We start from the raw sequence: 13,830 nt of genomic DNA on the forward strand, positions 1-13,830 counted from the left end.
TGTCGATATAAGGGGCGCCAAAGGCCTTCTTAGCCTGGAGCAACTAAATGAGTACTGGCAAAGAGCAATTAGACGTAGAAGACGATTTCACCACCGCCGAAACCGATGATGCTGAACCGGTGGTTGAAGTAGCGAAAACTAATCTGAGCAAACGCCGCACCATCGACAACCTGCTGGAGGAGCGCCGACTGCAAAAGCAATTGGCCGATTACGATTTTGATTTATGACACCTGAAAGCCTCCCGAAACGGAGGCTTTTTTTTGCTAAGTGCCGTACCCCGATAGGCGCCCCTTGTCGCGCAGTTATGCCATCACACCAGACCATTGCGTTGTGCCAGTTCGATCAGATCGACCAGAGACCGCGCATTCAGCTTGAGCAACAGGCGGGTCTTGTAAGTACTGACTGTTTTATTGCTGAGAAACATCCCATCGGCAATCTCTTTATTGGTCTTTCCTCGGGCCAACTGCTGCAGGACCATCATTTCCCGCCCCGACAATCGATCGACCATATCGGCCTCACTGGCATTCCCCAAACTGCATCGTACGGTATGCAAGGCTTGATTAGGAAAGTAACTGTAGCCTGACAAAACGGCCTTTATTGCACTGAGCAACTCCGTGAGATCTTGTTGTTTGCAGACATAACCGGCTGCACCGGATTGCATGCAACGCATCGAAAAATGTCCCGGCGCCTGGGAAGTCAAAATCAGCACTTTCATCGGCATTGAAGTCGAAGACAAACGCGCGATGACTTCCAACCCGTCCAGCTTCGGAATCCCGATATCCAGAATGACAATGTCCGGCATAAGTTCTCGGGCTAGTTGCAGTGCGTCCACACCATTATCGGTTTCTGCAATAACTTCGTAGCCATGACGCTCCATTAGCATACGTACCGCAAGACGAATGACGGGGTGATCATCCACGATCAGCACTTTATTCATGGGCAAGTCCAATTTTCGCTGTTCGAATTTTTAGAGCCCGCACAATAGCCTAGTCGTTTCACCCATGGCATGTCGCCCCTCCCGGCCACCCACACCAAGAGACATCCCCTACAAACAACACGGATTCCTCCTACAAAAATCCCTCGAACAGAATGAATTTAAAACTGTATCAGCGTCAGTGTGTCGCACTTTCCAGCAGCCACCTGTGTCGATTTACGACCAGATTTTTTCGAGAGCCAGCTTGATCCGGTCCCGCCCTGACAAACACTAGCCTCTACCTTTCCGCTAAAACGTAACTGATATTTTCGCACTCAACACTCACACCAGAAATATCACACACTTCGCATCCAATTACTCTTACAGCAAATAATATTTTTTGAGCAATCATTAAAACACGCCAAAAATTCAAGAAACCGAAGAGCAATACAACAAACAAATAAAAACCTGTCAAAAACCAGCAGACAATCAAAATCACTACAATAGGCACCACATCGAACCAACTTCATAAACCACTCGAGAACAGACAACCCGGCATGAGTACAGAATATGATAAAAAAACGAATCACCAACCCAATGACAATTATCGCGATATTCGCAGCGCTCTCTGAAACGTCGGCAGCCGTCTCTCTACCCTTCCTTGATCAGGAGGAAAGAGAACTCTACGTCTGGTTCCTGATCAGCTTTCCGTTTTATTTACTTTTGCTTTTTTTCGCGACACTCAACTTCAACTATAAATCACTTTATGCACCCTCCGATTTTGAAAAGGGAAAGCACTTCATGAAGGTCATGGATGATGTTGGGCGCTCGGAAAAAAAAGCGTCCGCAAAACCGCCTGAAAACCCCACACTGGAAACGTCAGCGAATGACTGGCGGTCAGCCCGAACGCCCTGTGGCGCACAGGACCCGCCAACCGGGATTGGTCTGCAAACCACTGTCTCTGTTCAGCATCACCTTCAGTTACCGGAACCGGTAAAAGACCTGTACATCGTTGATGTACGCTGGATGAGCGAAGAGGTCGAGTTTGGAGCGCTGCTGGAAAAAATCCAGAGGCCACGGGAAAAGACGGCGTACGTGATTCTGTTTGTCACTTGTGCCGTTTCGGAGAAATTACTGAAAGCCAGTGCGCTTGGACATACAAAGCAGGCCAGCAAACGCGGTGCCGCCTTTTATGTGGCCTACAATCTGGACTCGCACAGGTTGTCGGTCATTGATCACACCGGGCAACCGGCGAACAGCAACCTGTAGTACAGGTCAGGCCATCGAGAAGGAGAAAAACAGGAAATCATCAGTGGAAAAGAAAACACCCGACAACGCAGTAACTGGCATCACACTCCGTTTTCAGGTACCTGACCTCGTCGAGGACGAGGTCAGGTATCCATCACGATATCAAAGGTCTCAGAACAGCTTCCGGCCTTTGTTCGCCGCAATGCGCATGCGCAGGGCGTTGAGCTTGATGAAGCCCGCGGCATCCGCCTGGTTGTACGCGCCGCCATCTTCTTCGAAGGTAGCGATGTTGGCGTCGAACAGCGAGTCGTCGGACTTGCGGCCAGTGACGATCACATTGCCCTTGTACAGTTTCAGGCGCACAACGCCGTTCACGTTGACCTGGGACGCATCGATCATCTGTTGCAGCATCAGACGCTCAGGGCTCCACCAGTAGCCGGTATAGATCAGGCTGGCGTACTTGGGCATCAGCTCGTCCTTGAGGTGAGCCACTTCGCGGTCCAGGGTGATCGATTCGATCGCACGGTGGGCACGCAGCATGATGGTGCCGCCAGGGGTTTCGTAGCAGCCACGGGACTTCATGCCCACGTAGCGGTTCTCGACGATGTCGAGACGGCCGATACCGTGCTCACCACCGATACGGTTCAGGGTCGCCAGCACGGTGGCCGGAGTCATTTCGACGCCGTCCAGCGCGACGATATCGCCGTTGCGGTAGGTCAGTTCCAGGTACTGCGGCTTGTCTGGAGCGTTTTCCGGGGAAACGGTCCAGCGCCACATGTCTTCTTCGTGCTCGGTCCAGGTGTCTTCCAGCACGCCGCCTTCATAGGAGATGTGCAGCAGGTTGGCATCCATGGAGTACGGGGACTTCTTCTTGCCGTGGCGCTCGATCGGAATCGCGTGCTTCGCGGCGTAATCCATCAGCTTTTCACGGGACAGCAGGTCCCACTCACGCCAAGGAGCGATCACTTTCACACCTGGCTTCAAGGCGTACGCACCGAGTTCGAAACGAACCTGGTCGTTACCCTTGCCGGTGGCGCCATGGGAAATGGCGTCTGCACCGGTTTCGTTGGCAATTTCGATCAGGCGCTTGGCGATCAGCGGACGAGCGATGGAAGTACCCAGCAGGTACTCGCCTTCGTAAACGGTGTTGGCGCGGAACATCGGGAAAACGAAATCGCGCACGAACTCTTCGCGCAAGTCGTCGATGTAGATCTCTTTGACGCCCATGGCCTGAGCCTTGGCGCGTGCAGGTTCGACCTCTTCGCCCTGACCCAGGTCAGCGGTGAAGGTCACTACTTCACAGTTATAAGTATCCTGCAGCCACTTGAGGATCACCGAAGTGTCCAGGCCGCCGGAATACGCCAGAACGACCTTGTTTACGTCCGCCATGCCATCACTCCACGGGGTTCTACGGAAAGCCGGGAAGTCTACCGCTCATGCAGAATAATTTACAGTGGCGCGACAGCTTATGACGACGAAGCGACAGATTATGTCGAGGGCGCGACGATTACAGCCGGGTCAGGAAGTGGCCGAAGTGGCCGCTTTCGTCGCTTGCGGGGCAACTTGTTCCGCGGGTGCTCCGCGCTCCAGGCGCACCGCTACTCGACGGTTCTTCGCGCGGTTAGTGTTGTTGGTGTTAGGCGCCACCGGATAACGCTCGCCATGGAAACGCAGAGTGATTTGCGATTCCTGGATGCCGTTGGCCTTGAAGAACTCCATCACTGCCAGGGCTCGTCGCCGCGACAGGTCGCGGTTGGTCAGGCGGTTGCCGCTGTTGTCGGAGTGACCGTCGAGCTCGATGTGATTGACCGTCGGATCGGCCTTCATGTACTCCAGCATTACCTGCAGTTTGGCTTTTGCGGCGCTGTCGAGTTCGATTCCGCCGCCGGGGAAGCCGATTTCCGATTGCTTCACCTGTTCGAAATTCTGTGGCAACAGTTTCGCCACGCACCCCTGGTAGTCGGTAAACGCCTTGGTGAACCTGACCGGCAACAAGCGTACTTCCGACACCCGCCCATCCCCCGAGGAATGTCGAACGACCGGGCTGCGACCGTCCATCAGGCCACTGATCAGACGACCGGCCTGAACCTGTGAGCTATTGAACAATACGTTGCCACTGCCGATTCTCACCGTGCCCAGGTTGATATCGTCACGGCCCGGTTGCCACGGCGCGGCAGCGGCCAACAAGGTGGCCGAACCACCGCCGATCATCGGGTTGTAGGCTTTCAGACGGAAAGTCGCCTGCTCGCCGGCACGACGCACGAACTCGCCCGAACCGAAATCGGTAACCGGCTGAGTCAGGCGGCATTCGAACTTGTCGCCTTCGACCGTCCACTCAATGTTCTCCAGACGTGTCTGGAAAGTGAGCGCCATCGCCGGAAGGCTGGCAAACACACTGAGCAAGGCTAAATAACGCTGGCGCACGGGAGGCTCCACTGGTTTCTACAACAAAAAGACCGACACACACATGTTTACGGCATACCTGTTGGATATCGGAAGCTTCCTGCAAAACTTGATAGCGAGTGCCTGCAAGAGTCTTTTCCGGTAGCATTCCCTTGAGTTTGACCCGCCTGGAATCCCCTCATGTCCGACCGCCTGACCCTGCTGCGTCCCGACGACTGGCATATTCATCTTCGCGATGGTGCCGTGCTGACCAATACCGTCGCGGATGTCGCGCGCACCTTTGGCCGCGCCATCATCATGCCCAACCTGGTTCCACCGGTACGCAATGCGGCCGAAGCCGACGGCTATCGGCAGCGGATTCTCGCTGCCCGCCCGGCCGGCAGCCTGTTCGAGCCACTGATGGTCCTGTACCTGACCGACCGCACCCAGCCTGAAGAAATTCGCGAGGCCAAGGCCAGCGGATTCATTCACGCCGCCAAGCTGTACCCGGCCGGCGCGACCACCAACTCGGATTCTGGCGTCACCAGCATCGACAAGATCTTTCCTGCACTCGAGGCCATGGCCGAAGTCGGGATGCCGTTGTTGGTCCACGGTGAAGTCACCCGGGGCGATGTCGACGTGTTCGACCGGGAAAAAATCTTCATCGACGAGCACATGCGTCGTGTGGTCGAGCGTTTCCCGACCCTCAAAGTGGTCTTCGAACACATCACCACCGCGGACGCCGTGCAGTTCGTCAACTCGGCTTCGGCCAACGTGGGCGCGACCATCACCGCGCATCACCTGCTGTACAACCGCAACCACATGCTGGTGGGCGGGATTCGGCCGCACTTCTATTGCCTGCCGATCCTCAAGCGCAATACCCACCAGGAAGCCCTGCTCGACGCGGCCACCAGCGGCAGCGACAAGTTCTTCCTCGGCACCGACTCGGCCCCCCACGCCCAGCATGCCAAGGAAGCGGCCTGCGGCTGCGCCGGTTGCTACACCGCCTATGCGGCGATCGAGATGTACGCCGAAGCCTTCGAACAGCGCAATGCGCTGGACAAGCTCGAGGCCTTCGCCAGCCTCAACGGCCCTCGCTTCTATGGTCTGCCGGCCAACACCGATCGCATCACCCTGGTCCGCGAAGAGTGGACCGCCCCGACCAGCCTGCCATTTGGCGAGCTGACCGTTATCCCGCTGCGCGCCGGTGAAAAACTGCGCTGGCGCTTGCTGGAGGAACACGCGTGAGTGAAGACCATTTCGACGACGAACTGGAAGGCAATGGCGGCGGAGGCGGCCCTCGTCATCCAATGGCGGCAAGGTTTCGTGGTTACCTGCCGGTTGTCGTCGACGTAGAGACCGGTGGCTTCAACTCGGCCACCGACGCCCTGCTGGAGATCGCCGCGACCACCATCGCCATGGATGAAAAGGGTTTTGTTTACCCGGATCACACCTACTTTTTTCGTGTCGAGCCGTTCGAAGGCGCGAACATCGAAGCGGCAGCCCTGGAATTCACCGGGATCAAGCTCGATCACCCGCTGCGCATGGCGGTGAGTGAAGAGTCTGCCCTGAACGATATCTTCCGCGGCGTGCGCAAGGCCCTCAAGGCCAACGGTTGCAAACGGGCGATCCTGGTCGGGCATAACAGCAGTTTCGATCTGGGCTTCCTGAATGCGGCGGTCGCGCGGCTGGACATGAAGCGCAATCCGTTCCATCCGTTCTCCAGCTTCGATACCGCAACGCTGGCCGGTCTCGCTTACGGCCAGACCGTGTTGGCCAAGGCGTGCCAGGCAGCGGACATCGACTTCGACGGTCGCGAGGCTCACTCGGCTCGCTACGACACCGAGAAGACGGCAGAGCTGTTCTGCGGCATCGTCAATCGCTGGAAGCAGATGGGTGGTTGGGAAGACTTCGGCGACTGAGTGCACTCACGAATCAATGTGGGAGCGAGCTTGCTCGCGATGGTCGTGAACGATAACGCGGGGAGCCTGACACCCAGCGGCGCTCTCAAGTCCATCGCGAGCAGGCTCGCTCCTACAGACGACTGAGTGAATTCCGTCCATAAAAAAACCGGCCTCGAAGGCCGGTTTTTTTATACCTGGAACGCCTTACAGAGCGGCAGCGTGCTCGGTCAGGTAAGCGGCAACGCCTTCTGGCGAAGCGTTCATGCCTTTGTCGCCTTTTTTCCAGTTGGCAGGGCAGACTTCGCCGTGCTCTTCGTGGAATTGCAGAGCGTCGACCAGACGGATCAACTCTTCCATGTTACGGCCCAGCGGCAGGTCGTTGACGATCTGCGAGCGGACAACGCCTTTGTCGTCGATCAGGAACGCGCCACGGAAAGCCACGCCGTCAGCGGACTGAACGTCGTAGGCCTTCATGATGTCCTGCTTGATGTCGGCAGCCATGGTGTAGCGAACCTGGCCGATACCGCCATTGTTCACTGGAGTGTTGCGCCATGCGTTGTGGGTGAAGTGCGAGTCGATCGAAACAGCGATCACTTCAACGTTGCGTGCCTTGAAGTCAGACATGCGGTTGTCCAGAGCGATCAGCTCGGACGGGCAAACGAAGGTGAAGTCCAGTGGATAGAAGAACACCAGGCCGTATTTGCCTTTGATCGCCGAGGACAGGGTGAAGCTGTCAACGATCTCGCCATTGCCGAGTACGGCCGGTACGGTGAAGTCAGGGGCTTGTTTGCCTACGAGTACGCTCATTGGATATCTCCTGGTGTAATAGCGTGAGAAACAGGGTTCGCATCAGCCTGCCACCTTGAGGCGACAGCCCTGTGACACGATCCCCGGTCGCAAAAGACCGGGCATCATACACCGCGTGTTTGAGCTGGCTTAGCTGTTTTTTCCCCGTACGATGAAATCCCCGCCGGTTTTGGATCACCGATTTGCCAGGCAGACCGTTCGTCAGCCATACCCGTTTATGACGAAAAGTGCTCTGAAACCACTTTGACAATCATTCTCGTTAACATTAAGATCCATCGCAATTGAGTCACAATCAGCGACGGTCCTTCCCTATGTATGTTTGCCTCTGCACTGGCGTCACCGACGGTCAAATCCGCGATGCGATCTATGAAGGATGCTGCAGCTACAAGGAAGTCCGTGTGGCCACCGGCGTTGCAAGCCAGTGCGGCAAATGTGCCTGCCTCGCCAAGGAAGTGGTCCGCGAGACCCTGACCAAACTGCAAACGGCCCAGGCTGCAATTCCTTATCCAGCAGAATTTACCGCGGCTTAAACATCGAATTTCAAAGAACCGGACATATGTCCGGTTTTTTTATGCCTCAAAATCAACTAGTTATGCTCTAGACGCGGAACACAAACATTCTTATTCCGATTAATTTTCATTTAAGTTTCAATAACTTAGGTTTGACACTATTAAATACGAGGCTCAAACTCTGCTCTATTGACAGCTAATACAGGGCAGGACCCCATCATGAAAGGCGACGTTACAGTCATCCAGCATCTCAACAAGATCCTCGCCAATGAGCTGGTCGCGATCAATCAATACTTCCTGCATGCGCGCATGTATGAAGATTGGGGCCTGAACAAGCTCGGCAAGCACGAGTACCACGAATCCATCGACGAGATGAAGCACGCGGACAAGCTGATCAAGCGCATCCTGTTCCTTGAAGGCCTGCCGAATGTCCAGGACCTGGGCAAGCTGCACATCGGCGAGCACACCAAGGAAATGCTTGAGTGTGACCTGCGTATCGAGAAAACCGGCCATGCCGATCTCAAAGTGGCTATCGCGCATTGCGAAAAAGTTGGCGACTTCGGTAGCCGTGAACTGCTTGAAGATATCCTCGAGTCCGAAGAAGAACATATCGACTGGCTGGAAACCCAGTTGGGCCTGATCGATAAAGTGGGCCTTGAGAACTATCTGCAATCGCAGATGGGCGAAGACGAGTAAGTTCTACGCCATTAATCTCGATGCGATAAAAAGCCCCGCCCTCTTTCGAGTGGCGGGGCTTTTTATTGCCTGCTCTTGTAGGAGCGAGCTTGCTCCGGGCGGCGTTCCGACGATGGACGTTAACGATAACGCTGGGAGCCTGACACCCAGCGGCGTTCTTTAGTCCATCGCGAGCGAGCTCGCTCCTACAGGAAGCGAATCAGGCTTCAGTCTTGGCAGCAGCCTTGGCGGCGGCGTCCTTGATCAGGCTCTGCAGCGAACCGTCAGCAGCCATCTCAGTCATGATGTCGCTACCGCCGACCAGCTCACCGGCAACCCACAGCTGTGGGAAGGTTGGCCAGTTGGCGTATTTTGGCAGGTTGGCGCGGATTTCCGGGTTCTGCAGGATGTCCACGTACGCAAACTTTTCGCCACACGCCATCACGGCCTGCGCGGCTTTCGCGGAGAAGCCGCACTGCGGGGCATTCGGCGAGCCTTTCATGTAAAGCAGAATGGTGTTGTTGGCAATCTGCTCTTTAATCGTTTCGATGATATCCATGGAGCACCTCGGCTGAACTTTCCGACTCATGGGTCGGCACGGTGGCGCATTGTAACGGAAAGCCGAGCGCCCTGCTCGGTCTCTCCGTCTGACTGATTCACGCCGCCACCACGATCACCGGCACACCATTGAGCGCGGCATTTCCCGACAGTTCGTCAATCTGGCGTTCGTCGGTCAGGTCGTTGGCGCTGGAGCCCGGTTGACTGCTGGCAATCGACATTTGCACGCCCGGCCGCGCGTGCCCCCAGCCGTGAGGCAGGCTGACCACGCCTTTCATCATGTCCAGACTGCCAAGCACTTCGACTTCGATCACACCCACCCGTGAACTGACCCGAACGCGCTGTCCGTCGCTGAGCCCGCGACTGGCCAGATCGTCCGGATGCATCAGCAACTGGTGACGTGGCTTGCCCTTTACCAACCGATGATAGTTATGCATCCATGAATTGTTGCTGCGTACATGCCGGCGGCCAATCATCAACAACTCGTCGGCGGCCGGCGCCTTCAAGGCTGCAAAGCGCGCCAGGTCAGCGAGAATCGCCGCAGGCGCGGCCTGGATGCGTTGATTGGCAGTCTTCAGGCGTGGGGTCAGGTTAGGCTTGAGCGCGCCCAGATCGACGCCATGGGGATGATCGAACAAAGTCGCCAGCGACAGCTTGTGCTCTGAATTGTCGCCGTACATTCCCATGCGCAAGCCGAGATCGATCATTTGCGCTGGGGCGATGGTGGGCTTCAGTTCTTTGCCGGTCCTGACGGCAAATGCCTTGGCCAGGCCGACGAAAATCTCCCAGTCGTGCAATGCACCCTGGGGTTTGGCGAGGATGGCGCGGTTGAAACGGCTGACGTTGCGCACCGCGAACAGGTTGAACGTGGTGTCGTAATGGTCGTTTTCCAGCGCCGATGTGGACGGCAGGATCAGGTCGGCGTAACGCGTGGTTTCATTGATGTACAGGTCGATACTGACCATGAACTCCAGCCCGTCCAGCGCCTGTTCGAGTTGTCGGCCATTGGGTGTGGACAACACCGGATTGCCCGCCACGGTGATCAGCGCGCGGACTTGCCCTTCCCCTTCAGTGAGCATCTCTTCGGCCAGCGCCGAGACAGGTAGTTCTCCGGCGTACTCCGGGCGCCCGGAAACCCGGCTCTGCCACAGATTGAAATGCCCGCCCGAGGTCGACGCCACCAGGTCCACTGCTGGCTCGGTGCACAAGGCACCACCCACGCGATCGAGATTGCCGGTGACCAGGTTGATCAATTGCACCACCCAATGGCACAGAGTACCGAAGGCCTGGGTCGAGACGCCCATGCGGCCATAGCAGACTGCACTCGGTGCCGCGGCGAAGTCCCGCGCCAACTGGCGGATCTGTTCGGCCGGTACGGCGCACAACGGACTCATGGCCTCGGCAGTGAACGGTGCGACGGCCTCCCGTACGTCCTCCAGGCCGTCCACCGGCAGATGGCTGTCGCGGGTCAGACCTTCAGCGAACAAGGTATTGAGCAGGCCGAACAACAGCGCTGCATCACCGCCCGGGCGTACGAACAGATGCTGGTCGGCAATCGCCGCCGTTTCACTACGGCGCGGATCGACCACCACCACCTTGCCACCCCGGACCTGTATCGCCTTCAAGCGTTTCTCCACATCCGGCACGGTCATGATGCTGCCGTTCGAAGCCAGTGGATTGCCGCCCAGGATCAGCATGAAATCGGTGTGGTCGATGTCCGGGATCGGCAGCAGCAGACCGTGGCCGTACATCAAATGACTGGTCAGGTGATGGGGCAATTGATCGACCGACGTCGCGGAAAACCGGTTGCGGGTTTTCAACAGGCCGAGGAAGTAATTGCTGTGGGTCATCAACCCGTAATTGTGCACGCTCGGGTTGCCCTGATAGACCGCCACGGCGTTTTGCCCGTGATGCGCCTGAATGGCGGCGAGGCGTTCGGCGACCAGATTGAATGCCGCTTCCCACTCGATGGGCTGCCATTCATTGCCCACCCGCTGCATCGGCTGATGCAGGCGATCCGGATCGTTCTGAATGTCCTGCAACGCCACGGCCTTGGGGCAGATGTGCCCACGACTGAACGTATCCTGGGGGTCGCCCTTGATCGAAGTGATCTGGACGTTACCGCCTTCGACCCTGGTGGTTTCGATGGTCAGGCCACAGATGGCTTCGCACAAATGGCACGCACGGTGATGGAGAGTCTTGGTCATGGCCAGTCTCTGTCTTGTTATGGGCGGGCAACGTAGGCCGCGGAAACAAAACTATGGCGCCAGAGCCGCCGACACGCCAGCGACGTTCGTCTTGTGAATCGAGGGTTATCAGGCCAGCCGATGGCCACCCGAGTTGAGTTCGAAGGCAGCCTGGGCGGCGTCTGCAACTGAATTTCCTGAAGGGTTTCAATCGGTCCGTGGGGTCCATGCGCGCCGGTCTGCTCGCCGATCAGGCGCCAGTGCCCATCAAGCCCGGCGCTGATGAATGACAAGTCAAAAACCGACTGTCAGCGCACCATTGCCGCCTCGCCTGATTGCCAAGCCCCGAGGGGCCGGTGTACAAATGAACCGCCGCTATCAGGAAACAGGCTTCAAAAGCGCTACCTCGGTAAACCCGTAGCACCTCTGAAACTCCCTAAAAACTGTAGCCCTATTGGTAAGACGCGACATTTAATTATAAGATCGCGCCTTCCCCTATTTCGTCGCCCCGTGCGGCTTACGCCGCAGGTCTCGCCCGTTGTTCCGTTAAACAAGGCTTTGAGCATCTGCGGTTTGTAGCAAAAGGTAGTCAATGATGAGCGCAAGGCACTTTCTCTCCCTGATGGATTGCACGCCCGAAGAGCTGGTCAGCGTGATCCGTCGAGGCGTTGAGCTCAAGGACCTGCGTAACCGCGGCGTACTGTTCGAGCCTCTGAAAAACCGCGTCCTGGGAATGATTTTCGAGAAATCCTCGACCCGTACCCGGATCTCCTTCGAGGCCGGCATGATCCAGCTCGGCGGGCAGGCGATCTTCCTGTCGCCACGTGACACCCAACTGGGTCGTGGCGAGCCGATCGGCGACTGCGCCATCGTCATGTCGAGCATGCTCGATGCAGTGATGATCCGTACCTTTGCCCACAGCAACCTGACCGAATTCGCCGCCAACTCCCGCGTACCGGTGATCAACGGCCTGTCCGATGACCTGCACCCGTGCCAGTTGCTGGCCGACATGCAGACCTTCCTCGAACACCGCGGCTCCATCCAGGGCAAGACCGTGGCCTGGATTGGCGACGGCAACAACATGTGCAACAGCTATATAGAAGCGGCGATCCAGTTCGACTTCCAGTTGCGCGTTGCCTGCCCGGAAGGCTATGAACCCAACCCGGTGTTCCTGGCCAAGGCCGGTGATCGGGTCACCATCGTTCGCGATCCGAAGGAAGCCGTGCGTGGTGCACATCTGGTGAGCACCGACGTCTGGACCTCCATGGGCCAGGAAGAGGAAACCGCCAAGCGTCTGCAACTGTTCGCGCCGTATCAGGTCAACCGCGCCCTGCTCGACCTGGCCGCTGAAGACGTGCTGTTCATGCACTGCTTGCCAGCGCACCGCGGCGAGGAAATCAGCATCGACCTGCTCGATGACAAGCGCTCGGTGGCCTGGGATCAAGCCGAAAACCGTCTGCACGCGCAAAAAGCCCTGCTCGAGTTCCTCGTCGAACCGGCGTATCACCACGCATGAGCCAGCCATTACTGCTTAACCTGCGCAACCTCGCCTGCGGCTATCAAGACCAGCGCGTGGTGCAGAACCTCAACCTGCACCTGAACGCAGGCGACATCGGTTGCCTGCTGGGCTCGTCGGGCTGCGGCAAGACCACCACCCTGAGGGCGATTGCCGGTTTCGAACCGGTGCACGAAGGCGAAATCCAGCTGGCTGGCGAGACCATCTCCAGCGCCGGCTTCACCCTTGCACCGGAGAAACGTCGCATCGGCATGGTGTTCCAGGACTACGCGCTGTTTCCGCATTTGAGCGTGGCCGACAACATCGCCTTCGGCATTCGCAAGCATCCGCAAAAGGATCGCGTGACCGAAGAGCTGCTGGAACTGGTCAACCTGAAGAATCTCGGCAAGCGTTTCCCCCACGAGCTTTCAGGAGGTCAGCAGCAACGTGTCGCACTGGCCCGTGCCCTGGCGCCGGAACCGCAACTGCTGTTGCTCGACGAACCCTTCTCCAACCTTGATGGCGAATTGCGCCGCAAGCTCAGCCATGAAGTACGCGACATCCTCAAGGCCCGTGGCACCAGCGCGATTCTGGTGACTCACGACCAGGAAGAAGCCTTCGCGGTCAGCGACCACGTTGGTGTGTTCAAGGAAGGTCGCCTGGAACAGTGGGATACGCCCTACAACCTGTATCACGAACCCCTGACACCTTTTGTCGCGAGTTTCATCGGCCAGGGCTATTTCATTCGCGGTCAGTTGAGCAGCCCAGAATCGGTGCAAACCGAACTGGGTGAGTTGCGCGGCAATCGGGCCTACACCTGGCCGGTAGGTGGCGCCGTGGATGTGTTGCTGCGCCCGGACGATATCGTCTATGCGCCGGACAGCGCACTGAAGGCGCGAATTGCCGGCAAGACGTTCCTGGGTGCATCGACCCTGTATCGCTTGCAACTGCCGACAGGCGCACAGCTGGAGTCGATTTTCCCGAGCCATGTCGATCGTCAGGTTGGGGCGGATGTGGGTATTCGTGTCGCGGCTGAACACCTGGTGCTGTTCCAGGCGTCCGGCAGCACCGCGGCGCAGATTCCAGCTGTTGAATCAGGTGTCCGGCGCTACAGCACGGCCAACTGATACACAAAAATCCCTGTAGGAGCGAG

At 57.4% G+C, this 13,830-nt stretch carries 14 protein-coding genes; 8 read left to right on the forward strand and 6 right to left on the reverse strand.

Features of this window, described 5'->3' with window-relative positions; translation table 11 throughout:
* Positions 1-47 precede the first annotated feature (47 nt).
* A complete protein-coding gene (locus AC1Q6Y_RS04585) occupies positions 48-227 on the forward strand; it encodes a PA3496 family putative envelope integrity protein (RefSeq protein ID WP_007972325.1) in 180 nt (59 codons plus the stop codon).
* 83 nt (positions 228-310) lie between these two features.
* Here the strand turns inward: AC1Q6Y_RS04585 and AC1Q6Y_RS04590 are convergent, their stop codons facing one another.
* Complete coding sequence (locus AC1Q6Y_RS04590) at positions 311-937, reverse strand: response regulator transcription factor (RefSeq protein WP_008053528.1); 627 nt, start codon at positions 935-937, stop codon at positions 311-313.
* 546 nt (positions 938-1,483) lie between these two features.
* Here AC1Q6Y_RS04590 and AC1Q6Y_RS04595 point away from each other — a divergent pair.
* Positions 1,484-2,182 carry a hypothetical protein gene (locus AC1Q6Y_RS04595; RefSeq protein WP_492624092.1) on the forward strand — a complete coding sequence of 233 codons (699 nt, stop codon included), beginning with the start codon at positions 1,484-1,486 and terminating at the stop codon, positions 2,180-2,182.
* 150 nt (positions 2,183-2,332) lie between these two features.
* Here the strand turns inward: AC1Q6Y_RS04595 and AC1Q6Y_RS04600 are convergent, their stop codons facing one another.
* Both AC1Q6Y_RS04600 and AC1Q6Y_RS04605 read right to left on the reverse strand, forming a co-directional pair.
* Positions 2,333-3,550 (reverse strand): argininosuccinate synthase, encoded by a 1,218-nt coding sequence (locus tag AC1Q6Y_RS04600; RefSeq protein ID WP_007972320.1) that lies wholly within the window; start codon positions 3,548-3,550, stop codon positions 2,333-2,335.
* A 129-nt stretch (positions 3,551-3,679) separates the two neighbouring features.
* On the reverse strand, positions 3,680-4,585 hold the full coding sequence (locus AC1Q6Y_RS04605) for a flagellar protein MotY (protein ID WP_492624093.1): 906 nt from the start codon (positions 4,583-4,585) through the stop codon (positions 3,680-3,682).
* A gap of 159 nt (positions 4,586-4,744) precedes the next feature.
* Here AC1Q6Y_RS04605 and pyrC point away from each other — a divergent pair, with 159 nt between their 5' ends.
* The gene (gene pyrC / locus AC1Q6Y_RS04610; protein WP_090457540.1) at positions 4,745-5,791 is read left to right on the forward strand and encodes a dihydroorotase; all 1,047 of its coding nucleotides are present in this window, start codon (positions 4,745-4,747) and stop codon (positions 5,789-5,791) included.
* Positions 5,788-6,465 (forward strand): ribonuclease T, encoded by a 678-nt coding sequence (gene rnt, locus AC1Q6Y_RS04615; protein WP_057713434.1) that lies wholly within the window; start codon positions 5,788-5,790, stop codon positions 6,463-6,465. Before pyrC ends, rnt begins: the two co-directional genes overlap by 4 nt.
* 186 nt (positions 6,466-6,651) lie before the next feature.
* On the opposite strand, the gene AC1Q6Y_RS04620 is transcribed toward rnt, so the two are convergent.
* Entirely contained in the window at positions 6,652-7,254 is a 603-nt protein-coding gene (locus AC1Q6Y_RS04620; RefSeq protein WP_057713433.1) for a peroxiredoxin, read from the reverse strand.
* Between the two features lie 311 nt (positions 7,255-7,565).
* Between AC1Q6Y_RS04620 and AC1Q6Y_RS04625 the strand changes: the two genes are divergently transcribed.
* Together AC1Q6Y_RS04625 and bfr are read left to right on the forward strand one after the other, a co-directional pair.
* Positions 7,566-7,784 (forward strand): bacterioferritin-associated ferredoxin, encoded by a 219-nt coding sequence (locus tag AC1Q6Y_RS04625; RefSeq protein ID WP_007985869.1) that lies wholly within the window; start codon positions 7,566-7,568, stop codon positions 7,782-7,784.
* Between the two features lie 198 nt (positions 7,785-7,982).
* Positions 7,983-8,459: a bacterioferritin gene (bfr, locus tag AC1Q6Y_RS04630; RefSeq protein ID WP_057713432.1), complete on the forward strand. Its 477-nt coding sequence runs from the start codon at positions 7,983-7,985 to the stop codon at positions 8,457-8,459.
* A 199-nt stretch (positions 8,460-8,658) separates the two neighbouring features.
* Here the strand turns inward: bfr and grxD are convergent, their stop codons facing one another.
* Together grxD and AC1Q6Y_RS04640 are read right to left on the reverse strand one after the other, a co-directional pair.
* The gene (gene grxD / locus AC1Q6Y_RS04635; protein WP_223501951.1) at positions 8,659-8,997 is read right to left on the reverse strand and encodes a Grx4 family monothiol glutaredoxin; all 339 of its coding nucleotides are present in this window, start codon (positions 8,995-8,997) and stop codon (positions 8,659-8,661) included.
* A 97-nt stretch (positions 8,998-9,094) separates the two neighbouring features.
* Positions 9,095-11,203, reverse strand: coding sequence for a molybdopterin oxidoreductase family protein (locus AC1Q6Y_RS04640; RefSeq protein ID WP_492624094.1), 2,109 nt, complete (start codon positions 11,201-11,203; stop codon positions 9,095-9,097).
* A gap of 574 nt (positions 11,204-11,777) precedes the next feature.
* Between AC1Q6Y_RS04640 and argF the strand changes: the two genes are divergently transcribed.
* On the forward strand, positions 11,778-12,698 hold the full coding sequence (gene argF / locus AC1Q6Y_RS04645) for an ornithine carbamoyltransferase (RefSeq protein WP_057713430.1): 921 nt from the start codon (positions 11,778-11,780) through the stop codon (positions 12,696-12,698).
* Positions 12,695-13,804, forward strand: coding sequence for an ABC transporter ATP-binding protein (locus tag AC1Q6Y_RS04650; RefSeq protein WP_007971311.1), 1,110 nt, complete (start codon positions 12,695-12,697; stop codon positions 13,802-13,804). The genes argF and AC1Q6Y_RS04650 overlap by 4 nt, the downstream gene beginning before the upstream one ends.
* Positions 13,805-13,830: the final 26 nt, after the last annotated feature.

It is taken from the genome of Pseudomonas sp. GW823-FHT06E10 (genome assembly GCF_058794995.1).